The sequence below is a fragment of the Streptomyces sp. NPDC086023 genome (assembly GCF_044540325.1).
Lineage (GTDB): Bacteria > Actinomycetota > Actinomycetes > Streptomycetales > Streptomycetaceae > Streptomyces.
Window position 1 is genome coordinate 392544 of sequence record NZ_JBITRX010000003.1, and the last position, 22220, is coordinate 414763.

Here is a 22220-nt window from a genome sequence, read left to right on the forward strand (position 1 = left end):
GGACGGCGGCGACGAGTTGCCCATGGCAGCCGTCATGCGTCGCCGAGGCGGCCGGACGTCGCGTCGGCGGTGCCCGGCAAGTCACTCCCGGCCGTCACGGATGCGCAGAGCTGCGAACACGGCCTGGAGGCCCCCGACTCGCCGGGCCCGCCTCGGCAGGCGACGCGCGCGGGCCGCAGGCCCGCCGAGGCAGGCCCCGGTCGTGCCGACCCCGAGGTGCTGGTGCCTTGTCGGCACGACGAGCGCCTGGCCCCTCCGGCGACGCGGGCGGGCCGGACGCGTGCCGCGGCCGGCGCTGGTGGTGCCGAGCTGAGGCGTTGGCGCCCCTTGCAGAGGCGGCGACTACCCGCCGCGACCGCCCCCGGGCGCGGCGCACGCCTGCCGAGGGGCCCCTTGTTGTGCCGAGCCCAGGTGCCAGCGCCCGGGGAGGCGGGGCGACCACCCGGCGGACCGCCCCGGGTGCGCCAAGGCTCGGCCCAGTAGGCGACATGGGCCGGCCGAACGCCCGGCGCAGCAGGCGACGCGGGCCGGCCGAACGCCCGGCAGCAGGCTCCAAGGGCGCGTGCATGCCCGCCGAAGCGGGCTCCGGTCATGCCGGGCGCGAGGTGCCGGCGTCCCGAAGGGCGCGGCCGTCACCCGACGCGGGCGCCCCGGGCGTTCGTCGGACCGCCCCCGGGCGCGCCGGACGCCCGTCGTGGGAGTCGGGCGCTTACCGTGGCGCGGTGCCCGCCACCACCGATGAAGGGGCCGCCGAAGCGGCGGGGCTCGCTGCGGCCGCCTCAGGACCGTCCGGCAGCGCCCTCCTCCGCGGCGCGGGCGGCCTCCTGGGGGCCAGTCACCCCGTCCCCGCCGCGGGGGTGACGCTGCTCGCCGCCCTGCTGGCCGCCGCCTCCGGACTCGGCTTCCGGACCGGCGCCACCGCGGTGGCCGCGGTCGCCGCCGGCCAGTTCTCGGTGGGCTGGAGCAACGACCGGCTGGACCTGCGCCGCGACCGTGCGGCCGGGCGCCGTGACAAGCCCCTCGCCGTCGGCGGAGTACGGCCCGCCGCGGTGTCCGCGGCCGCCTCCGCAGCGCTCCTCGCCTGTGTGCCGCTGTCGCTGGCCTGCGGTGCCCGGGCGGGCCTGGTCCACCTCGGCTGCGTCGCCGCCGCCTGGGCGTACAACCTGTGGCTGAAACGCACCCCCGCCTCCTGGCTGCCGTACGCCCTCGCCTTCGGACTCCTGCCGGCCTTCCTGACCCTGGCCGCCGCGCCCGGCCGCTGGCCCCCGCCCTGGCTGACGGCCGCGGCGGCGCTGCTGGGGACTGCGGCGCACTTCGCCAACACCCTGCCCGACATCGACGCGGACCTCGCCGCAGGCGTCCGCGGGCTGCCGCAACGGCTGGGGCGGCGCGGTTCCGTCGCCGTGGCCTCCGTACTGGCCTTCGGCTCCGGCGCCGTACTGGCCTTCGGCCCGCCCGGCCCGGTCACTCCCGCCGGACGGCTGCTGCTCCTGCTGACCGCAGTCCTGTCCCTCGGTGCGGTGGCGGCGTCGCCCGCCCTCGCACGCAGCCGGATGCCCTTCCTCGCCGTACTGGCCCTGGCCGGAGCGGACGCCGTGCTCCTCGTCCTCGCGAGCCGGGGCCTCGCCGCGCCCTGAAGCGGCGGAGCCACCGAGCCGCGGAGCCGCGGAACCACCGGGCCCCCAGCCCCCAGCCCCGGAGCCACCGAGCCCCTGCGGTCCCGGGTGCACGATCCCGCCACATCCCCCGCGCTCAAGCCGGCCCCGGCCGCCGGGTGGCAGAGTGGGCCACATGTGCGGCCGCTATGCATCTTCCCGTGCCCCCGAGGACCTCGCGGGCCTGTTCGACGCCGAGCTGGACCCCGCCCGCGGGCTGCTGGGGCCCTCGTGGAACGTCGCCCCGACCGACGACGTGTGGGCGGTGCTGGAACGCGTCGACAAGGGCTCCGGCGAGGTGCTCCGGTCGATGCGGCCGGTGCGGTGGGGGCTGGTGCCGTCCTGGGCGAAGGACCCGTCCGTGGGCTCCCGGATGATCAACGCCCGGATGGAGACCGTCCACGAGAAGCCCGCGTACCGCAAGGCGTTCGGCCGCAGGCGGTGCCTGCTGCCGGCGGACGGCTTCTACGAATGGGTCGCCGTCCCCGCCACCGAGCAGGCGAAGGCGTACAAGCAGCCGTACTTCATCCAGCCGGAGGACCGGGGCGTGATGGCGATGGCGGGCCTGTACGAGTTCTGGCGCGACGCCACCGTCGAGGACGACGACGATCCCGCGGCCTGGCTCACCACGGCCACCATCATCACCACCGAGGCCACCGACGCCGCGGGCCGCATCCACCCGCGCATGCCGCTCGTCCTCCACCCGGACGACTTCGGCACCTGGCTGGACCCCGCCCACCACGACACCGACGACCTCCGCGCCCTCCTGCACACGCCGGCCGACGGCATCCTCACCACGACCGCCGTGACGACGGCCGTCAACAGCGTGCGCAACAACGGTCCCCACCTCCTGGACCCGGCCCCCCAGCCGGGCTGAGCGCCCTCGCGGTCCTTACGCCGCCCACCGCCCCGGCACGCAGCCGCGCCGACCGCCACCCGAGGGTGAACGACCGGCGCCTGCAGGGGGGACTCCGCATCGAAGGTTTCCACCCCGCGCCTGCCCACTCGCGCCCCGTCCATGCACGCCCGTCCATGCGCGCCCCGCCCCTGCACAAGGCGCTCGCCCGTACAGGGGCCGTCGCCCGCCACCCGTACGCCGCCGGCGTGTTCGACCCTGCTGCGGGCGACGCCGGGCCTTGCCTTCCCCGTCGTGCAACCGCCGCCACCCGCAATGGAGTTGGCCGCCTCAATCGCTCCGTGTGAGTTCCGGAGCCATGGGTACACGCGGGCAACGACTCACCAAGCGGCACCTGTCTCCGCCCTCTGCCGGGCACGAGCGGTGCCGTCATCGGGCCATCGGGCCCAGGAAGGTTTCGACGATGATTCCGCTGCTGCTCGTACTGCTCCTCGCCCTCGTCCTCTTCGGTGCCGGCTTCGCCGTGAAGGTGCTGTGGTGGGTGGCCGTCGCCGTGCTCGTCGTCTGGCTGCTCGGCTTCGTCGCCCGTCCCGCCGGCCGGGGCGGGCGCTGGTACCGGTGGTAGTGCCGTCCCGGGTGCATGGCGGGCGGCGGCCGGGACAGATGCGGGGACGTGCTGAAAACACCCCTTCTGCTGTCCACGGCCGCCGCCGGTGCCGCGGTTGCCGCCACCGTCGCGGTCTCGCCCTGGTGGTGGGCCGCGGCCCTGCCCCTGCTCCTGCTGACGGCCGTCGGAATCCACGACGTCCTCCAGCGCCGCCACTCGGTCCTGCGCAACTACCCGCTGCTCGGCCACCTCCGCTTCGCGCTGGAGGCCGTGCGCCCCGAGATCCAGCAGTACTTCGTCGAGCGCAACTTCGACGGCCGCCCCTTCGACCGCGACACCCGCAGCATCGTCTACGAGCGGGCCAAGGGCACCGACGCCGAGGAGCCCTTCGGCACCGAACGCGACCTCCACCTGCCCGGCAGCGAGTACCTCACACCGTCCATGGCTCCCAGGCCGGTCCGCACCGACCCGCCCCGGGTACGGGTGGGCGGCCCCGACTGCACCCGGCCCTACGACATGGCCCTGCTCAACGTCTCGGCGATGAGCTTCGGCTCCCTGTCGGCCAACGCGGTGCTCGCGCTCAACGCCGGTGCCCGCATGGGCGGTTTCGCTCACGACACCGGAGAGGGCGGCCTGTCCGAGTACCACCTGGGGCCCGGCGGCGACCTCGTGTGGGAGATCGGTACGGGCTACTTCGGCTGCCGCACCGACGACGGCGGCTTCGACGAGCGGCAGTTCGCGCTCAAGGCCGCGCACCCACAGGTGAAGGCCCTCTCGTTGAAGATCAGCCAAGGTGCCAAGCCCGGCATCGGAGGCGTCCTGCCGGGCGCCAAGGTCACCGCCGAGATCGCGCGCGTGCGCGGCGTCCCGCAGGGACGGACCGTCGTCTCGCCGCCCTACCACCGGGTGTACGGCACCCCCAGGGAGCTGGTCCGCTTCCTGCACCGGATGCGCGAGCTGGCCGACGGCAAGCCCGTCGGGTTCAAGCTCTGCGTCGGCTCGCGCCGCGAGTTCCTCGCCGTGTGCCGTGCCGTGCTGGAGGAGGGCACGGCGCCCGACTTCATCGTCGTCGACGGGGCGGAGGGCGGGACCGGAGCGGCGCCGCTGGAGTTCGCCGACATCGTCGGGCTCCCGCTCGGCGAAGGCCTGATGACCGTGCACAACGCCCTCGTCGGCACCGGCTTGCGCGACCGCGTGCGCATCGGGGCCGGCGGCAAGGTCGCCACCGGCGGCGACCTCGTGCGGCGCCTCGTCCAGGGAGCCGACTACACCAACGCCGCACGCGCCATGATGTTCGCCGTCGGGTGCATCCAGGCCCAGCGCTGCCACACCAACACCTGCCCCGTCGGGGTCGCCACCCAGGACGCGCGGCGCGCCCGCGCCCTCGACGTCGCCGACAAGGCGGTGCGCGTACGGCGATTCCAGGAGGCCACGGTCCGGAGCGCCCTGCAGATCATGGCGGCGATGGGCGTCGACGGCCCGGAAGGGCTGCGCCCGCACATGCTCGTCCAGCGGACGGCCCCGCACACCGTCCGCTCGTACGCCGAACTGCACGAGTGGCTGGCTCCCGGCCAACTCCTCGCATCCCCGCCCGAATCGTGGGCAGCCGACTGGGAGGCGGCCGACCCGGACCGCTTCACCGGCTGACTTCTCGACCTGATCCGAAGCATCCCCCCCCCGCAAGCCCGCAAGCCCGCAAGCCCGCAAGCCCGCAAGCCCGCAAGCCCGCAAGCCCGCAGGAGGTCTCCCCATGGCACGAACCGTCGCCCGCGTGATCGTCGACGCACTGCGGGAACTGGGCGTCCGGCACGTCTTCGGCGTGGTCGGCGACGCCCTGAACCCGCTCACCGAGGCCATCCGCACCACCGACGGCCTGCAGTGGGTCGGCTGTCGGCACGAGGAGGCGGCGGCCTTCGCGGCCGGTGCCCAGGCGCAGCTGTCGGGCAGCCTCGGGGTGTGCATGGGCACGGTCGGGCCCGGTTCCGTGCACCTCCTCAACGGCCTGTACGACGCCGCCAAGAGCCACGCGCCCGTCCTCGCCGTCTGTGGCCAGGTCCCGCTGGCGGAGATCGGCAGCGACTACTTCCAGGAGGTCGACAACGACCTCCTCTTCCGCGACGTCGCCGTGCACCGCGCCACCGTCACCTCTCCGGAGCAGATGCCGCGGGCGCTCGAAGCCGCCGTGCGCGCGGCCGTCACCCGCGGCGGCGTGGCCGTCCTGACCGTGCCCGGCGACATGGGCGGCCAGGAGGTACCGGAGGACCGGCCGCCCCGCTTCGCGCTCGACCGGGCCGTCACCCGGCCCGACGACGCCTCCCTCGCCCGCGCCGCAGCCCTGCTGAACTCGGCCTCGCGCGTGACGCTGCTCGTCGGCGCCGGTGCCCGGGGCGCCCGTACGGAGGTCCTGGACGCGGCCGACCGGCTGGCGGCGCCCATGGTGCTCACCCTGAAGGCCAAGGAGGGCTTCGAGGGCGACAACCCCCACCAGGTCGGCCAGACCGGCCTCATCGGCAACCCGGCAGCCGTCCACGCCCTCGACGCCGCCGACGCGGTCCTGATGCTGGGCACCGACTTCCCGTACCGCGACTGGTACCCGAAGGACGTCCGCGTCGTCCAGGTCGACGCGCGCGAGGAGCACCTCGGCCGCCGCACTCCCGTGGACGTGGGCCTGGCCGGCGACGTGCGCGTCACCCTGGAGGCCCTGCTGCCGCTGCTCGACCGGGTCGCCGACCGGAAGCACCTGGAGGACGCCCGCGAACGCTTCGCACGGTGGCAGGAGCGGCAGGCCCGGCTGGCCGACCCCGCCGCCGACCGCCGGCCGGCCCGGCGGCTGCGGGCTTCCCTGGACAACCCCGGCCACGCGGTCCGCCCCGAGGCGCTGGCCGCCGCCGTGGCCGATTTCGCCGCGGACGACGCCGTGTTCACCTCCGACACCGGCATGGCCACCGTCTGGCTGTCCCGCCACGTCCCCATGCGCGGGACCCGGCGCCTGATCGGTTCCTACAACCTCGGCTCCATGGCCAACGCCATGCCCCAGGCGCTCGGCGCCCAGCTGTGGGCGCCCGACCGGCAGGTCATCGCGTTCTGCGGCGACGGCGGCCTGAGCATGCTGCTGGGCGACCTGCTGACGATCCGCACGTACGGGCTGCCCGTGAAACTGGTGGTGTTCGACAACCGGAGCCTCGGCATGGTCAAGCTGGAGCAGGAGCAGACGGGGCTGCCCGCGTTCGGCACCCGGCTCGACAATCCCGACTTCGCGGCCGTCGCCACCGCCGTCGGCCTGACGGGCATCCGGGTCACCGACCCCGCCGACCTCCGCGACGGCGTGCAACGCGCCCTCGAAACGCCCGGCCCGGTGCTCCTGGACGTGCTCACCAACCCGGACGAGGTCGCCGTTCCGGCGAAGCCCACCCTGGCCCAGGGCTGGGGGTTCGTGCGGGCCAAGGCCAGGGAGCTGCTCTGACCACGGGGGCTTTCCGGCCGCCGGTCCACCGGGCCACGGCGCGGGTGACCCCGCCCGGGACCCGGCGCTGCGGGCCCATCCGGCGTCAGCCGCTCGCCTCCCAGGCCGAGGTCAGCCCGTCCAGCCACGCCGGCGGCAGCTCCGCGGCGTCCCACTCCTCGCGCAACGCGGGCTCCGCGACGGCGAGCCGCTCCAGTACGGCCACGCTGGTCGCGGAGTGGACGAGGGAGTACCGGCCGTGGACCGCCACGGCGCCGCCGGGCCCGTACGCCGCGTACAGCCGCTCCAGACGGGCCCGGTGCCGCGCGGCGAAGTCCTCCAGGCGGCCGGCGTACGTCGCCCGCTGCCGGGTGTCCATGGTGCCGAGGGCGGCGGTGAGCACCTCCTGGGTGACCTCCGGGTCGAGGTCGGAGGCGGTGGTGAACGAGAGATAGAGGGCTGTGACGGCCACCTGCGTCCGCTCCACCTCCATCTTCCGTACGGGAGGGAGCCGGTCCGGGTCGGCCTCGGCGAGGCTCGTGGCCAGCGCCCGGCGCAGGGCCGTTTCGGCCAGCTCCCCGAGGGCGTCCGCGGCGGCCCCCGCCCCGTCGAGCCAGCCGTGCGCGTACAGCTCGCCCTTGTCCTGCGGGGCGTCCGGGGTGCCGCCGAGGATCTCCTCGTGCGCGAGGGCCAGGGAGCCGGCCTCGACGAGACCGATCAGCTCCTCCGCGTCGCCGGGGACGACGCCGGCCCTGGCGAGGAGCATCAGCAGGGTCCTCCTGGCGTTGACGACGCTGGCCGCGTCCAGCTGCTGCCGTCCCTCTTCGGCGGCGTTCATCAGGTTCATCCTCCTCGCGTGGCAGGTGGCGCCCCACGAACGTATGCGATGACCCCCTCCCGGCGGATCATCAGGGGGCCCTCAAGCCGCCTCGCGCCCCTCTTCACGCCCGTACGCCCTCTCCGCGACGCCGCGACGGGGACCCGGGTGACGACACCGCCGCGCACCACCTTCCCCGGCTACGCCTCCCGCTCCAGGGACACCTCCAGATCGGCCTCGAACCCGGTGCCCGCGACGTGGAACGTCCACGTGCCGGGCGCGCCCCCGGCGCCCGGCGCCATCCGCTGCACCTCCGCGCCCTCCGCCGCCGCGGCGGCGGCCACCATCGCGGGCGTGATGTCGGGACCGAGGAACGTCTCGCCGGTGTGGAGGTAGAGCGACGGCGTCCCGTCGGCCTCGGACACGGCCTGCACGTAGTACTGCTTGCCGAAGACCAGGTTGTCGGAGAAGCCCACTCCGAACGAGTCCCGCTCGCCGACGTACACCTCCAGGCGCAGCACCAGGCTGTGGTCCAGGGCGCCCGCCGGCTTGGCGGAGGCGTCCACCCACCCCTCCCAGACCAGCCGGCCGGGACCGGCCCAGCCGGTCGTGGCGTCACCGGACTCCGACAGCGGGCGGGACAGCTCCGTGGCGAGGTCGGGGAGCGGGTCGGAGAAGTCGTCGGTGTGGAACGGGCCGTAGCAGTTCTCGGCCTCCTTGCTCTGGTGGAACAGCTCGAAGTCGACGTACCGGGGCTTGATCGAGACCCCGAAGAAGAACTCGCTCTTCCCGAAGATGTCGTGTCCGCGTTTCACCTCGGCCCGCGCCAGCCGCAGCCGGACGCGGTGTGTGCCGTGGAAGAAGCGCATCGCGATCTCGTACGCCTCGCGCGAGGTGACGAGCGAGTCCTGGCCGCCGTGGCACTTGTTGACGAACGTGCGCGGCGCCCCCGGGATCTGCGCGGAGGCGTGCTTGACCAGTCCGTCACTGCGGTTGTAGGCCAGGGTGCCCTCGTCGATCAGGGTGGAGAGCCGGTTGCCCAGATTCGCGAACCCGTTGGCGTACTGCTCGTAGTTGGTGCCGACCACGGTCAGGATCCGGTGCGCGGGAAAGGGGATGCCGAGGATGTCCGTGCGGCGCGGGTCGAACGCGGCGATCTCGTCGGCGACGCCGAGCGGCAGGCTCCGGGCCAGGGCCGCGGGCAGGAGCTGGAAGGCGATGCCCCGGTGCGGCGTGCCCAGGGTGACGATCCGGTGGATGAGGTCCTCGCTCCGCCCGCCCAGCCGGGTCAGCGCCGCGCGGAGCACCAGCCCGCCCATGCTGTGCGCGACGACGTCCACGCCGGTGAACTCCTCGCCGGCCCGGCGCGCGCCCTCCTCGATGATCTTCAGCAGCTTGACGAGTCCCTCGCCGTAGCGCTCCAGCGTCCGGGGGACCAGGTCGTAGAAGCGGTACACCCACATGGTCCCGGCGACCCCCTGCGCGAGGACCGAGCGCGCCATGGGCACGTCGACGATCACGCTGCCGCGCAGCAGGTCCTCGGGCCAGCCCTCGGTGTCAGGGAACGGCTTCTGCTCCTGCTTGTAGTAGCCGACGACGTTGGTGGCGTCCCGGTACGGGTGCCGGGCCGACTTGAGGCACCGCAGCACGAAGCCCTCGTAGAGGTAGCTCTCGCCGCGGCGGCCGGGATAGCAAGTGCCGTCGTTGAAGCCCTGGTAGACGTTCCTCTGCTCGTCCTGCAGGTCCGGGCCTCCGAAGCCGCGGATCAGGATCAGTGGGCGAGGACGGTTTGTCATCGGGACCACCCCGGGTGTTCGGTGCACGCGTGGCGCGGCCGCCGGCCGCACGGACGGGCATCACTGTGCGCGAGCCTCCCGGGAGGGCCGGGGCATTATCGTTTCCACAGGCGTGTCGCGTCGCGGCCCGTGCCCTCGTGCCGCCGGATGCCGCCACTGCCACCCGGCGCCACCCCTTCCCGCCTTCACCCGCTCGGGGCGCCTGTGCCCTTCCCTCGGTGAGGCGCGCCGCCCCGGGCCCCCGCCGGGTCCAGGCTCGGGGCCTGGCCGTCCCGGACCGGGGCCCGCACGGAACGCAGGAGGCGATGGATGCCCGGACGGCGGATCGGTGCCCGTGCCTTCGTCGTCGCGGCCCTCGGCGGCGTCCTCGTCGGGCTGGTCGGCGGCGCCTTCCGCTGGTGCCTCGGGCACGCCGACGCGCTGCGCGCCGACCTCCTGGAGTCCGGTGCCGGTCTCGGCCCCGCGGGCCGGCTGCTGCCCGTCCTGGTCACCGCCGCCGGCGCCGCCCTCGCCTGTGGGATCGCCCGGCGCGTCCCGTATGCCGCCGGCAGCGGCATCCAGCACGTCGAGGCCGTCTGGCGCCGGCAGTCCGACGCACCCGCCCTGTGGCTGCTGCCCGCCAAGTTCGCCGGCGGCGTCGTCGCCATCGGCTCCGGACTCGTCCTCGGCCGCGAAGGGCCGATCGTCCACATGGGCGCCGCCGTCGGCGCCCTCGCGGGCCACCACACCCGCCAGGACCCCGAGGACACCCGGATCCTGCACACCGCCCTCGCCGGCGCGGGCCTGGCCGCCGCGTTCACGGCACCGCTGGGCGGCCTGCTGTTCGTCTGCGAGGAGGTCACCCGCAGCGTGCGGCCCCGCCTGGTGCTGCTCACCATGGTCGGCACCGTCGCGGCCGCGCTCGGCTGCCGGCTGGTGGTCGGCGACGCCCCCGTCCTGCCGATGCCGGACCTGGCCCTCCCGCCCATCTGGAGCATGCCGCTCTTCCTCCTGCTCGGGGTCGCCGCCGGGGTGCTCGGCCCCGCGTACAGCGCCCTCGTGGTGCGCGCGCTGGAGGCCGTCGAAGGGGTCACCCGGATCCCTCCCGTCGCCAAGGCCGCCGCGATCGGAGCCGTGGTGGGCGCGCTGATGACCGTGGAGCCGCTGCTCGGGGGCGGTGGGGACGAACTGAGCGAGCGGCTGCTCACCGGCCACCTCCCCGCCGTCGGCGCCCTGGTCCTCTACTTCGCCGTACGCTTCGTGGCCGGGCCCCTGAGCTACGCCGCCGGCACCCCCGGCGGACTCTTCGCCCCGCTGCTGGCCCTCGGCGCCCTCCTGGGCACCCTGACCCAGTCGCTGGCCGCCCCCGTACTCCCGGCCGGGGCGCCAGGACCGGCCGCGTTCGCCGCCGTCGGCATGGCCGCGCTGTTCACCGGCGTCGTCCGCGCCCCGCTGACCGGCGTCGTCCTCGTCCTGGAGATGACCGGGTCCGCCCCGCTGCTCATCCCCCTGCTGCTGGCCTGCTTCGCGGCCGCCCTCACGGCGACCCGGCTGGACAGCACCCCCCTCTACGACACCCTGCGCCACCGCATGCTGCAACGCCCCTGACGTCTTCCGGAGCGAAACCCGGAAGAGAATCCCGCCGGAGATGTCGAGAACCCGTGACCGGCTCCGTCCCCGGTGTGAACGCGACCAGAATGGTCGTACCAGCGAGGAGAACCACGATGGCCAAGTACCTGCTGCTCAAGCACTACCGCGGCGCCCCGGCGGCGGTCAACGACGTGCCGATGGACCGGTGGACGCCCGAGGAGATCTCGGACCACATCGCGTACATGAGGGACTTCGCCGCCCGGCTCGAGGCGACCGGCGAGTTCGTCGACGGCCAGGCCCTCGCCCCCGAGGGGACCTGGGTCCGCTACGACGGGGAGGGCCGCCCGCCGGTGACCGACGGGCCGTTCGCCGAGACCAAGGACCTCATCGCCGGCTGGATGGTGATCGACGTCGACAGCCACGAGCGCGCCGTCGAGCTGGCCGGAGAGCTGTCGGCCGCGCCCGGCGCCGGCGGGAAGCCGATCCACGAGTGGCTCGAACTGCGTCCGTTCCTGGCCGAGCCCCCCACCATCACCGAGTGACGCCCCCGATGGACGAGGTCCTGCTCCGCAGCCTCACGCCGGGCGTGCTCGCCGTCCTCGTCCGCCGCGGAGCCGACTTCGCGGCGGCCGAGGACGCCGTCCAGGACGCCCTCGTCGAGGCGCTGCGCGTCTGGCCGGCCGACCCTCCGCGCGACGCGAAGGGCTGGCTGGTCACCGTGGCCTGGCGCCGGTACCTCGACGCCGTGCGGGCGGACGCCGCTCGCCGCCGGCGCGAGGACCTCGTCGACGAGGAGCCGGAGCCCGGACCCGCCTCCGCGGTGGACGACACGCTCGCGCTCTACTTCCTGTGCGCCCATCCGTCGCTCACGCCGTCGTCCGCCGTCGCGCTCACCCTCCGGGCCGTCGGCGGACTGACCACGCGCCAGATCGCCCGGGCCTACCTGGTGCCCGAGGCGACCATGGCGCAGCGCATCAGCCGGGCCAAGCGCACGGTGGCCGGCGTGCGCCTCGACCGGCCCGGTGACGTCGCCACCGTGCTGCGCGTCCTCTACCTGGTCTTCAACGAGGGCTACTCCGGCGACGTCGACCTCGCCGCCGAGGCCATCCGGCTCACCCGGCAGCTCACGGCCGCGGTCGACCACCCCGAGGTGGCGGGGCTGCTCGCCCTCATGCTGCTCCACCACGCCCGGCGCGCAGCCCGGACCGCACCCGACGGCAGCCTGGTGCCGCTCGCCGAGCAGGACCGCGGGCTGTGGGACACCGCGCTGATCGCCGAGGGCATCGGCATCCTCCGCAGGGCCCTCGCCCGCGACCGGCTGGGGGAGTTCCAGGCCCAGGCCGCCGTTGCGGCGCTGCACGCCGACGCGCCCACCGCCGAGGAGACCGACTGGGTGCAGATCGTCGAGTGGTACGACGAACTCGCGCGCCTGACCGACAGCCCGGTCGTACGGCTCAACCGGGCGGTCGCCGTGGGGGAGGCCGGCGGACCGCGGGCCGGCCTGGCGGCGCTCGCGGCGCTGGACGCGTCCCTGCCCCGCCACGCCGCCGTGGCGGCGTACCTCCACGAGCGCGACGGCGACCTGGTGACGGCGGCCCGGCTGTACGCCGAGGCGGCCCGCAGGGCGCCGAACCTCGCCGAGCGCGACCACCTGAACCGCCAGGCCGCCCGGCTCAACGTACGGCTCGACGCCCGTCACGACCGCGGCCGTGACAGCTGACGGCCCCTGCTCCCTAAGCCCTGCGGGCGTGGAGCGTGTGCGCGCCGAGGGGCAGCGGGGTGTGGCCGACGAGTTCGAGGCCGGATTCGCCGAGCAGCCGGGCGTAGTGGCCTGCGGTGCGCTCCCTCCCACCGGTGTTGCACAGCATGTGCAGGTCCCACGCGGTGGCGAGGGACGGGGTGCCGTCCTCCGGCAGGAGTCGTTCGACCACGAGGAGGTCCGCGTGCTCGGGCATGGCCTGGGCACAGTGGCGCAGGATGCTGCGGCACCGGTCGTCGTCCCAGTCGTGCAGGACGCGGGAGAGGACGTATACGTCGCCGCCCGCGGGTACGTCGGCGAACGTGCCCGCACGGAAGGCGCAGCGCCCCGCGGCGGTGGTGCCCGCCAGGCCCGCCCGGGCGGCCTCGGGGCGCTCCAGCAGGATCCCGTGCAGGGAGGGGTGGGCGGTGAGGATGCGGCCGAGGAGTTCGCCCGTCCCGCCCGCGACGTCGACGACGGTACGGGGGGTGCCGGCGGCGGCCGCGTCCGCGGCGGCGGTGAGGACGGGGTGGTCGGGCAGGGGCTCGAAGATGGCGGCGCTCGACGCCATGGACCGGTCGAAGAGGGCGGCCAGTTCGGGATGGCGGGCGAAGTAGTCGAAGTGGTTCTCGCCGTAGAGGTGGTCGAAGCCGGGGCGGCCGGTGCGCACGCTGTGGGCCAGGTGCGCGAACGACTGGTAGAAGGCGCCGCCGTACATCAGGGCCAGCGGCCGCATCGAGGCGGGCGCCGCCGTGTCCAGCAGCGCGCCGACGGGGGTGAGCCGGAAGCCGTCCTGGTCCTCGGACACCACGCCCAGCATGGCGAGGTACCGCAGCAGTGTCGCCAGGCTCTGCGGGTGGGCGCCGACGGTGCGCGCCAACTCCGCCGTGCCGGTGGCGGTGTCGAGGTCCATCGCCTCGGGCAGCCGGAGCCGCGCGCAGGTGGCCAGGGCCTGCGTGGTCCAGGCGCCGGTGAGCAGCCGCAGCAGCGTTTCGGCGGGCTGGGAAACGTCCGGTTGCCTCGCGGCGGGCCCGGCGGCCGGGCGGTGGGCCCGCCCGGCCGCCGGCTCGCCGGACCGTCCGCCCGGCAGTGCCGCGTACCGCCCGGCGAGGTGCTCGGACAGCACGTCGCGGTGGTCGCCGCCCGCGTAGAGCTCCACCCGCCGGTACGTCGTCTTCGTGCCGGCGGGAGCGGTGAAGTAGAACACCGTCCCGTCCTCGTGCGGGTTGTAGCCGCCACCGTCGGCCGCGGCCCCGTGCCGTACGAAGCTGGCGAGCAGCCCGCGCAGCACCAGCGGGTCGGGCCGGGTGACGTCGAAGGCCAGGTGCGCCTCGTGGTCCGCGCCGCGCTCGTGGGCGGCGACGCCGGACAGGCCCGAACCGGTCGGCGTGGTCAGCGCGAAGACCTCGACCGCCCGCCGCTCGCCCGCCGGACCGTGGACGACCGGGCGGAGAATCCTTACGTCAAGATCGGCGGCGTCGAGGCGGTGACGGGCGGCCAGTCGTTGGCGGACGACGACGCTCGGCTGCGGCCTGGCGTCCGGCGCCAGGCCGCACGCGGTCAACTGCGCCCGCAGCGCGGGCTCGTCCGGCGGGAAGACGAGCACGGCGGCGTGCGCGAAGGAGCACTGGTCGGTCAGCGCCCGGAGTTCGGGTCCGTCGAGGCCGGGCAGTACCCGCGACAGCAGGGCGGAGGTGTCCTGCTCCCGGACGAATCCGGCCGTCGCGCGCAGCCGCGCCGCGTCGTCGCCGGCGCTCGCCGTCGACGACGGCGCGGGAATCGTGGAGGTATCCATGGAACGCATTCACCGTCCGTATAGGGAGGAAAAGGGGACAAGCCGTGTAAGGAGGAAAATGGGGTGCGGGAGAACAGCGCGGGCCGCCGGGCAGGCAGCGGTGAGCGGCCACGGCGCGCTCCGCGAGGTGCGGGGACGCCGGGCGGCGAGAAAGGAGGGGACGGGTCGGCGGGGGAGGGGCTCAGACCCCGACGTAGTGCTCCGCGAACCAGTCCTGCCGGCTGCGCGAGTCGCGCAGCGAGGCGATGCGGGAGCGCCGCAGACGCTCCAGGAAGGGCGAGGACGCGTCGGCGTCCGGACCTTCGTGCAGCAGGCCGATCATCCAGTGGGAGAACTCCTGCGCCCGCCAGATGTGCGCCAGGCACCGGCCCGAATAGCGGCCCAGCGGCTCGGGATCGCCCTGGAGAAGGGCGGCGGTGAGGGCCTGGGCGAGGATCTCCGCCTCCAGTACCGCGAGGTTCGCGCCCTTGGCGGCGGACGGGCTGATCAGGGCTGCGGCGTCACCGACGAGGAAGAGGGAGCCGTGCCGCAGCGGTTCGAGCACGTCGGACTCGTGGTGGACGACGGCGCGCTGCGCGACGGGGCCGCGCAGCAGCGGACCGTACTCGTCCGCTCGCATGCGCAGGGCGAGTTCGTCCCAGATGCGGTCGTCGCCCCAGTCGTCGGGGCGGGCGTCGCGGGGGACCTGGAGGTAGTAGCGGGTGACCTCGGCGGAGCGGGCCATGTGCCCGGCGAAGCCGCGGGGGTGGACCGCGTACCCGACGGCGTCGATGCTCGGCGGGGCCTCGGCGAGCAGGCCGAGCCAGGACACGCCGTGGTCGCGGTGGTGGCGGCGCACGGTGCCCGGCGGGAGAGAACGCCGGCCCGCGCCGTGGCGGCCGTCGCAGGCGGCGACGTACCGGCCGCGCCACCGCTCCGGGCGCCCGTCCTCGCCGCGTACCGTGACGGACGGGGCGGGACCGTCCGCGTCGGACACGGCGACGGCCTCCGCCCCGAAGCGGATCCGGCCGCCGGCGCCGACGTAGGACGACAGCAGATCGGTGACCAGTTCGTGCTGGGGGTACACGGTGTGCGGCTCGCCGCTGCCGAGCCGGCGGTAGTCCAGGCGGAACCTGCCGTCCTCGGTGCGGAACTCGCAGACGCCGTGCTGCCGTCCGCGTAACCGCAGTCCCTCGTCGAGGCCGTTGCGTTCCAGGACGCGCACCGTGTGGGGAGCGAGGAAGCCGGCCCGCGCGCGGGCCTGGATCTGCTCGCGCCCGGCGCGCTCCAGGACCACGCAGTCGAGCCCGGCCCCAAGTAAGAGGTTCCCCAGCACCAGCCCCGCGGGCCCGGCCCCGAGGATGACCACATCTGCCGAGTCCTGGGCGACCCGGTCGTACTGACTCTCTGTCACAACAGTGGATCATAGGCAGCGAATCCCACCCACCCAGACCAAGATCACCCGTATGCCCCACAGCAAGAGAAAAGGATTCTTCCACCAGGGACGGCTACGGAACTCCCGTGACGGTTTCGCAGGCGACGGCCTTGTCGCCCGCTCCGCCGTCGCAGGCGTCGTACTCCGGCCCGCCGTCGAGGAGGTCGTTCCCGGGGCCGGCATGCAGCGCGTCGCTCCCGGTGCCGCCCGAGAGCCGGTCGTGTCCACCGGCCGTGCCCGCGGGCGCCGCGCCGGTGGGGTCGACGTTGTCCCCGAACAGCGTGTCGTTCCCGCCGAGCCCGGTGATCCGGTCGTTCCCGGCCCCGAGCGAGGTGCCCGCCCAGTTGTCACCGACGAGGCGGTCGCCACCGGTGCCGCCGCGGATCACGTCGTTGCCCGCGCCGCGTCGATCCAGTCGTTCCCGGTGCCGCCCTGGAGGACGTCGCCCCCCGCAAGACCGCAGATGAGGTCGTTGCCGCCGAGGCCGTCGATGGTGTCGGAGCCCGGAGAGCCGATGATGACGTCGTTCCCGGGGGTGCCCGTGAGGACGCCGGCTCCGGTGATCGTGGCGGGCACGCCGAAACAGGCGGGGGCGGCTGCCCGGGCCGGTGTACAGGGCACGGTCAGTACCAGGAGGGCGGCCGCCGTGAGCAGGGGCCGCAGTGGACGGCCGGTACGGGGCCCGGCCGGGCGAACGGAGCGGGCGGACTTCATCTGGCTCCCGAGGGCCGTCCCAGAGGCGGGTCTCGAAGCGAGCATCCGCACAGGTCGTGCCGCCCGGGCGCGATGCCCGTCGTGTGTCGGAGGCCTTTCCACCGGATGGCCCACCGCGTCCGGGCTGCGCGGGGCGCGGGACCCCGTCGACGGCGGAGCCCGACCGCGCGGCCACGGTGTGCGGAACGGCGGCGGGGGGCAGAGCATGGCAGGGGTCGCCCGTCGGTCAGATGCTCCCGCGCCCTGGAGGAACCCCATGTCGGACCTCAAGTTCGAGCAGAAGCGCTCGCTGTCCCGTGTCGAAGCCGCCGACCAGCTCGCGGCGCTCGCCCAGGCGCTCCGGGAGGGCGGGAAGACCGACGTCCCGATCGGCTCGGGCGTGCTGAGCCTCCGCGTCCCCGACGAACTCCGCAGCGAGGTGGAGATCGAGGTGGACGGCGACGAGATCGAGCTCGAGATCGAGCTGAAGTGGAGCACCGGCCGGCCCCGGACCTCCGCAGCCGCCCCGGCGGCGGACAAGGCCGAGGAGCCGGCGTCCGACGCCGCCCCCGCGAAGCAGAAGCAGACACCGACGCAGACCGGCGCCGCCAGGACCAAGAAGGCCACCGCGCCGTCCAGGGCCAGGCGCTCCGCGGCGAAGCGCACCTGAGAGGGACGCCCGAGGAGCGCACCGCAAGAAGGCCCGGTGCGTCAGACCGGGAGCGGTGCGAAGCGGTGGAGCGAGTCGGCGCCCGGGTGCACCACGCCGTAGCTGTGCTCGGGCACCTCGTTCCACGCCCCGGGAAGGTCGCCGAGCGGCTCCGACACCACGAGCCGGGTCTCGTCGGACACCTCCTGGAGGAAGGTGAGGTCGGGGTGCAGCGCACGCAGGGAATCCACCCGCGTGCTGTAGTAAAGCGACCTCGCCTTGCCCGCGCTGGCGTAGCGGAACGCCCAGACCGTCGTGCCGTCCGTCACGGCCACGGTCATCTGCATCGGGCTCTCCACGCCGTGCGCCCGGCCGGTCTTCTCCACCAGCCCGACCATCCGGGCCACCGCGCCCGGCGGGTCCTCCTCCAGGCCGAAGGTCAGGGCGAGGTAGAACATCGCCTCGGAGTCGGTGGTCCCCTCCATCTCCAGGTAGAGGGCCGGGTCGACCGCCATGTTGAGTTCCCTGCGCATGCCGTGGAAGCCGGCGATGGAGCCGTTGTGCATCCACATCCACCGGCCGTGCCGGAAGGGGTGGCAGTTGGTCTGCTGCACCGCCGTGCCCGTCGACGCCCGGATGTGGGCGAACATGAGGGGGGACTTCACGTGCTGCGCGATCTCCCGCAGGTTCCGGTTGTTCCAGGCCGGGCCGACATCCCGGAGGATCGCGGGTGTGTCCAGCTCCGCTTCCCGGGCGTACCAGCCGATGCCGAACCCGTCCCCGTTGGTCGTCTCGACGCCGAGCCGCGAGTGGAGGCTCTGGTCGATCAGGGAGTGCGCGGGTTTGTAGAGGATGGTGTCGAGGAGGACGGGCGTACCCGAGTAGGCCAGCCATCGGCACATGGGCGATCACCTCTTCCTGGCACGTTGCGCCGCGCGGGCAGGAGCTCCCCTGCCGTGTACGTCACCCATCGAGCGTAACCGCCGGCGCCGGGGCCGGCTCGCTGCGCGGTCGGGGCGCCGGTGTGTGGGCCGGGGCGCCGCAGTGCGGGCGAGCGAGCCCGCACCCGCCACCCGCCACCCGGACCGGCACCGTGGTCAGACCTGGCGGGCGCCGCCGTCCACGAAGAGCTCGGTGCCGGTGACGTAGCTGCTTTCCGACGAGGCGAGGAACAGCGCGGCGGCCGCGACCTCCTCGGGCCGGCCGGGGCGGCCGAGCGGGACCCGGCGCGTCGCCTCCTCGACGGCCCCCGCGGGGGCCCGTTCCAGGGACGGGGTGAGGATCGGACCGGGGCTGAGGGTGTTGACCCGGATGCCGCGGCCGGCCAGCTCCAGGGCCAGGCTGCGGGCCAGGGACCGTACGGCGGCCTTCGCGGCGGCGTAGGCGCCGAAGCGCGCGGACCCGCCGGAGCCGGCCGCCGAGCCCAGCAGGACGATCGAGGCGCCGTCCGCGAGGAGGGGCAGCGCACCCTGGACGGTGAACAGGGTCGCCTTGAGGTTCAGGTCCGTCGTCGCGTCGAACCCGTCGCGGGTGACGTCGGTGAGCGCGGCCGGACGGCCCCCACCCGCGTTCGCCACCAGGACGTCGAGGCCGCCTCCCGCAGCCTCCACCACCCCGTAGAGGCGGGCGAGGTCGGACTCCCGGGTCACGTCCCCCGGGACGGCTGTCACGGCGCCGCCCAACTCGTCGGCAGCTTTGCGGAGTTCGGCCTCGCGGCGCCCGCAGGCGAAGACCCGGGCCCCTTCCCGGACGAAGCGCCGGGCTATCGCCAGACCGATGCCGGCCGAAGCACCCGTGACCACCGCGACCTTGCCGTCGAGCTGACCCATGCCTGCCTCGTCCTCCGCGTCGTGTGGGCCCCCGGCACAGCGGGCCGGGCGGGTGCGCCGAGGGTCGGGCAGCGGCCCGGCGAAGTCAAGGAACACGCAGCACCCGCGCCCGGCGGGCCCGCAGCCGGGCAGCCGGGGCTCTTCCGGCCGACCGGGTGAAGCCGGGAGGCGGCGCGGCGATGAGTTCGCCCGCCCCCGTCGGTCTACGCCTTGATGGAGGACGACCAACGTCTCGGGAGCACACCATGGGCCTCATCCACATCGCGCTGTTCGCGACCCTCGACCTCGTCGGGCAGGCACCCGGCGGCCCCGACGAGGACCCCGACGGGTTCCCGTTCGGCGGCTGGCAGGCGCCCCTGCTGGACGAGGTGTCCGGCGCGCAGATCGCCGCCGCGTACGAAGGCACGGACGCCCTCCTGCTCGGGCGGCGTACGTACGACATCTTCGCCTCCTACTGGCCGCACCAGGAGGGCGGCGAGGACGACGAGTTCGCCAGGCTCTTCAACCGGATCCCCAAGTACGTCGCCTCCCGCGGCCGCCCCGGCCTGAGCTGGGCCGGGTCCGTGCAGCTCGGGCCGGACCTGGCGGGCTCGGTGCGCGAGATCCGTGACCGGCACGAGCACGTGAAGGTCGTCGGCAGCCTGGACCTGGTGCAGAGCCTGCTGCGCGAGAAGCTCTTCGACCGCCTCGACCTCTGGGTGCACCCGATCGTGCTGGGCGTCGGGAAGAAGGTCTTCGACGGCGGCGAGGTGCCGACGAACCTCACCCTCCTCGAACCCCCGGCGGCCGGCCCGAAGGGCGCCGTGCACCTCCGCTACGGGCTCGCCGAGGGGACGCCCGCGACGGGGGACATGAGCGCACCGGACCGCGGGCTCGGGGGCGGCGCCTGAGGCACCGGCAGGGACGCCGGCCGCCTCACCGGCACCGGCGCGGGGCACGGTCGTCGGTGGGCCGCAAGCGGGGGCCTCAGCCGGCGGCCGGTCCGCTCGTCACGTGCGTCCAGCGGCTGCCGCTCACCGCGTACACGGTCAGCCGGCGGTTGACCGTGTCTCCGCTCGCATCGAAGGCCACGGGGCCCGTGACGCCGTCGAACCGCAGCCGTGCCACGGCCGGGGGCAGCTTCGCACGGGCGTCCTCCGGAAGGGTGCCGCCGTGGGCCGCCACGACCGACTTCACCGCCTCGATGAGGGCCCAGGCCGCGTCGTAGGCGTACGGCCCGTACCAGCCGGCCCCCTCCGCGTAACCGGCCTTCCGGTACCGGGCGAGGAAGTCCTGCCCGGCCGTCGATTCCTCGGGGGCCACGCCGATGTTCGTCGCGAGGTCGCCGTCCGCCGCCGGGTTCAGGGTGAGGTACTGCTGGTCGTAGATGCCGTCGCCGCCCATGAAGGGGACGCGTACGCCCGCCTGCTTGAGCTGCCGGGAGAGCGCGGCAGCCGTGTCGTAGTAGCCGCCGAAGTAGACCGCGTCGGCCCCCGAGGAGCGCACCTTCGAGGCGAGGCCGGCGAAGTCGCGTTCCGCGGGGTCCACGTGCTCGGCGCCGACCACGCGCCCGCCCAGCCTGGTGAGCTCGGCGGTGAGGCCGGAGGTGAGGGCGGTGCCGTGCGCGCTCCCGTCGTCCACCGCGTACACCTTGGACTTCTTCGCCTCGCCGTGCAGGTACCGGGCGGCGAACGGCCCCTGGTCCACGTCCGTGGCGACCGTGCGGAAGTACGAGGAATGGGGACGCGACGTGGTGCCGGCCGCCCAGTCGGGCCCCAGCGTCAGCACGGGGTCGGTGTTGCCGGGTGACACGACGGCCAGGTTCGCGCGCACGAGCGGCGCCACCATGGTCTTGGCGACGCTGGAGTTGAGCGGGCCGACCACCCCCAGCACCTTCTCGTCGTCCACGAGGAGGGCGGCGTTGGACGCGCCCTTGGCGGGGTCGGCCCCGTCGTCCAGGGCCTTGATCTCGAACGTCACACCGGGGACGTGCCGGGTCTCGTTGGCGGTCCTGGCCGCCAGCTCCGCCGAGTTCCTGATCCCGACGCCCATGGCGGACATCCCACCGCTCAGCGGCGCGTCCACGCCGAGCACCACCGTGGCGGAGGAGGCCGGCGCGCCCTTGCCGGCGGCTCCGCCCCCGCGGGGCGAGTCCCCGTCACCGTTGAGGGTCCACGCCAGGACGGAGCCGGTGGCGAGCGTGGCCAGCACCGCGGCCGTCGCCACGGCGCGCCGGGCGAGGGGCCGCCGCGGGGCGGAGGCCCGCCCGCCGTCCGTCATCCGCCGGGTCGCCTTGAGCGTGACCGGCTCCTCGGCCGGGGGCACGGTCACGGGCGGGACGGTCGGCCGGCCGGGCACGGGGAGCTCCGGCGCACCCGCGTCGGCTGCGCCGGGGTCCAGGACCGTCGGCGTACGCGAAGGAACCGGCCCGTCCTCGGCGGGGGCGTCAGGGCCGGGCGGGGCGGGCTCGGACGTGGCGGCACGCAGCACCGCCGCCAGCATCTCGGCCGCCTCCGCGGCCCCGACGCGCTGCGCCGGGTCCTTGGTGAGCAGCGCGTCCAGTACGGGCGCCAGCGGGCCGGCGTGGACGGCCGGCCGGTGCGGCCGGGTGAAGACCGCCACGGCGAGGGCGTGCAGGCCCTCCGCGTCGAACGGCGGGTGCCCCTCGACCGCGTGGTAGAGCGTCGCTCCCAGCGCCCACAGGTCGTTGGCGGGGGTGGGGCGCTTCCCCTCCAGCTGCTCGGGCGGCATGTAGTGCGGCGTGCCGATGACGCTGCCGCTGTGGCTCAACCGGGTCGTGGCGTCCGCGAGGTGGGCGATGCCGAAGTCGGTCAGGACGACGCGGTCCCTGGTCAGCAGCACGTTGTCCGGCTTGATGTCGCGGTGGACGATCCCCGCCGCGTGCGCCTCGGCCAGTGCGTCGAGCACGGCGGCACCGATCTCGGCCACCCGCCGGACCGGGAGCCGGCCGCCGGCGCGGACGGCGGCGGCCAGGGACTCGCCGCGGACCAGCTCCATCACGATGACAGGGGCACCGTCGTGCTCCACCACGTCATGGATGGTGATGATTCCGGGATGGCTGAGCGTGACCGCCGCGCGGGCCTCGCCGACGAACCGGCGGACCAGCGCGGCGCGGTCGTCGTCGTCCATGCCCGGCGGGAAAAGGATCTCCTTGACCGCGACCTCGCGTCCGAACAGGTGCCGGTCGAGGCCGCGCCACACCCGGCCCATTCCGCCCTGTCCGATGCGTTCCACCAGCTCGTACCGGCCGGCGACGAGTTCGGGATTCTGCTCGCTCACGCGCACACTCTAGGTCCTGCTGGCCCGATCGGGTGACGGGAGCCTGGCTTGAACACGCCTACGGGTCCAGGCCTCGGGCGG

General features: G+C 74.6%; 19 protein-coding genes. 10 read left to right on the forward strand and 9 right to left on the reverse strand.

Annotated features, from left to right (window positions below; genetic code table 11):
* Window positions 1-722 precede the first annotated feature (722 nt).
* From ACIF6F_RS08435 to ACIF6F_RS08455, 5 genes are all read left to right on the forward strand, one after another.
* Entirely contained in the window at window positions 723-1637 is a 915-nt protein-coding gene (locus ACIF6F_RS08435) for a UbiA family prenyltransferase (RefSeq protein ID WP_399943065.1), read from the forward strand.
* Window positions 1638-1791: 154 nt separating this feature from the next.
* Window positions 1792-2532: an SOS response-associated peptidase gene (locus ACIF6F_RS08440; protein WP_399943067.1), complete on the forward strand. Its 741-nt coding sequence runs from the start codon at window positions 1792-1794 to the stop codon at window positions 2530-2532.
* Between the two features lie 442 nt (window positions 2533-2974).
* Window positions 2975-3136, forward strand: a complete 162-nt coding sequence (locus tag ACIF6F_RS08445; protein ID WP_399943070.1) for a hydrophobic protein — start codon at window positions 2975-2977, stop codon at window positions 3134-3136.
* A gap of 48 nt (window positions 3137-3184) precedes the next feature.
* Window positions 3185-4765, forward strand: a complete 1581-nt coding sequence (locus ACIF6F_RS08450; RefSeq protein ID WP_399943073.1) for an FMN-binding glutamate synthase family protein — start codon at window positions 3185-3187, stop codon at window positions 4763-4765.
* 103 nt (window positions 4766-4868) lie between these two features.
* Complete coding sequence (locus tag ACIF6F_RS08455; protein WP_399943075.1) at window positions 4869-6581, forward strand: thiamine pyrophosphate-dependent enzyme; 1713 nt, start codon at window positions 4869-4871, stop codon at window positions 6579-6581.
* Between the two features lie 85 nt (window positions 6582-6666).
* On the opposite strand, the gene ACIF6F_RS08460 is transcribed toward ACIF6F_RS08455, so the two are convergent.
* Window positions 6667-7398 carry a hypothetical protein gene (locus ACIF6F_RS08460; RefSeq protein ID WP_399943078.1) on the reverse strand — a complete coding sequence of 244 codons (732 nt, stop codon included), beginning with the start codon at window positions 7396-7398 and terminating at the stop codon, window positions 6667-6669.
* Between the two features lie 179 nt (window positions 7399-7577).
* Window positions 7578-9173, reverse strand: a complete 1596-nt coding sequence (locus ACIF6F_RS08465; RefSeq protein WP_399943081.1) for a lipase family alpha/beta hydrolase — start codon at window positions 9171-9173, stop codon at window positions 7578-7580.
* A 309-nt stretch (window positions 9174-9482) separates the two neighbouring features.
* Between ACIF6F_RS08465 and ACIF6F_RS08470 the strand changes: the two genes are divergently transcribed.
* The 3 genes from ACIF6F_RS08470 to ACIF6F_RS08480 all read left to right on the forward strand — a co-directional run bounded on the left by ACIF6F_RS08470 (window position 9483) and on the right by ACIF6F_RS08480 (window position 12462).
* A complete protein-coding gene (locus ACIF6F_RS08470) occupies window positions 9483-10760 on the forward strand; it encodes a chloride channel protein (protein WP_399943083.1) in 1278 nt (425 codons plus the stop codon).
* A 116-nt stretch (window positions 10761-10876) separates the two neighbouring features.
* The gene (locus ACIF6F_RS08475) at window positions 10877-11284 is read left to right on the forward strand and encodes a YciI family protein (RefSeq protein WP_399943086.1); all 408 of its coding nucleotides are present in this window, start codon (window positions 10877-10879) and stop codon (window positions 11282-11284) included.
* Window positions 11285-11292: 8 nt separating this feature from the next.
* Window positions 11293-12462: an RNA polymerase sigma factor gene (locus tag ACIF6F_RS08480; RefSeq protein ID WP_399943477.1), complete on the forward strand. Its 1170-nt coding sequence runs from the start codon at window positions 11293-11295 to the stop codon at window positions 12460-12462.
* A gap of 13 nt (window positions 12463-12475) precedes the next feature.
* Here the strand turns inward: ACIF6F_RS08480 and ACIF6F_RS08485 are convergent, their stop codons facing one another.
* The 4 genes from ACIF6F_RS08485 to ACIF6F_RS08500 all read right to left on the reverse strand — a co-directional run bounded on the left by ACIF6F_RS08485 (window position 12476) and on the right by ACIF6F_RS08500 (window position 16403).
* The gene (locus tag ACIF6F_RS08485) at window positions 12476-14284 is read right to left on the reverse strand and encodes a methyltransferase (RefSeq protein ID WP_399943089.1); all 1809 of its coding nucleotides are present in this window, start codon (window positions 14282-14284) and stop codon (window positions 12476-12478) included.
* Window positions 14285-14456: 172 nt separating this feature from the next.
* Window positions 14457-15668: a 4-hydroxybenzoate 3-monooxygenase gene (locus ACIF6F_RS08490; RefSeq protein WP_399943091.1), complete on the reverse strand. Its 1212-nt coding sequence runs from the start codon at window positions 15666-15668 to the stop codon at window positions 14457-14459.
* Window positions 15669-15762: 94 nt separating this feature from the next.
* The gene (locus ACIF6F_RS08495) at window positions 15763-16077 is read right to left on the reverse strand and encodes a calcium-binding protein (protein WP_399943094.1); all 315 of its coding nucleotides are present in this window, start codon (window positions 16075-16077) and stop codon (window positions 15763-15765) included.
* Window positions 16074-16403: a hypothetical protein gene (locus ACIF6F_RS08500; RefSeq protein WP_399943096.1), complete on the reverse strand. Its 330-nt coding sequence runs from the start codon at window positions 16401-16403 to the stop codon at window positions 16074-16076. The genes ACIF6F_RS08495 and ACIF6F_RS08500 overlap by 4 nt, the downstream gene beginning before the upstream one ends.
* A 256-nt stretch (window positions 16404-16659) precedes the next feature.
* On the opposite strand from ACIF6F_RS08500, the gene ACIF6F_RS08505 reads away from it, so the two are divergent.
* Entirely contained in the window at window positions 16660-17052 is a 393-nt protein-coding gene (locus tag ACIF6F_RS08505; protein ID WP_399943098.1) for an amphi-Trp domain-containing protein, read from the forward strand.
* Window positions 17053-17093: 41 nt separating this feature from the next.
* Here ACIF6F_RS08505 and ACIF6F_RS08510 read toward each other — a convergent pair whose 3' ends face one another.
* On the reverse strand, window positions 17094-17933 hold the full coding sequence (locus ACIF6F_RS08510; RefSeq protein WP_399943101.1) for a class II glutamine amidotransferase: 840 nt from the start codon (window positions 17931-17933) through the stop codon (window positions 17094-17096).
* Between the two features lie 195 nt (window positions 17934-18128).
* Window positions 18129-18860, reverse strand: coding sequence for an SDR family NAD(P)-dependent oxidoreductase (locus ACIF6F_RS08515; RefSeq protein ID WP_399943103.1), 732 nt, complete (start codon window positions 18858-18860; stop codon window positions 18129-18131).
* A gap of 245 nt (window positions 18861-19105) precedes the next feature.
* Here ACIF6F_RS08515 and ACIF6F_RS08520 point away from each other — a divergent pair, with 245 nt between their 5' ends.
* Complete coding sequence (locus ACIF6F_RS08520) at window positions 19106-19750, forward strand: dihydrofolate reductase family protein (protein WP_399943105.1); 645 nt, start codon at window positions 19106-19108, stop codon at window positions 19748-19750.
* Between the two features lie 76 nt (window positions 19751-19826).
* On the opposite strand, the gene ACIF6F_RS08525 is transcribed toward ACIF6F_RS08520, so the two are convergent.
* Window positions 19827-22139: a bifunctional serine/threonine-protein kinase/ABC transporter substrate-binding protein gene (locus ACIF6F_RS08525; RefSeq protein WP_399943107.1), complete on the reverse strand. Its 2313-nt coding sequence runs from the start codon at window positions 22137-22139 to the stop codon at window positions 19827-19829.
* Window positions 22140-22220: the final 81 nt, after the last annotated feature.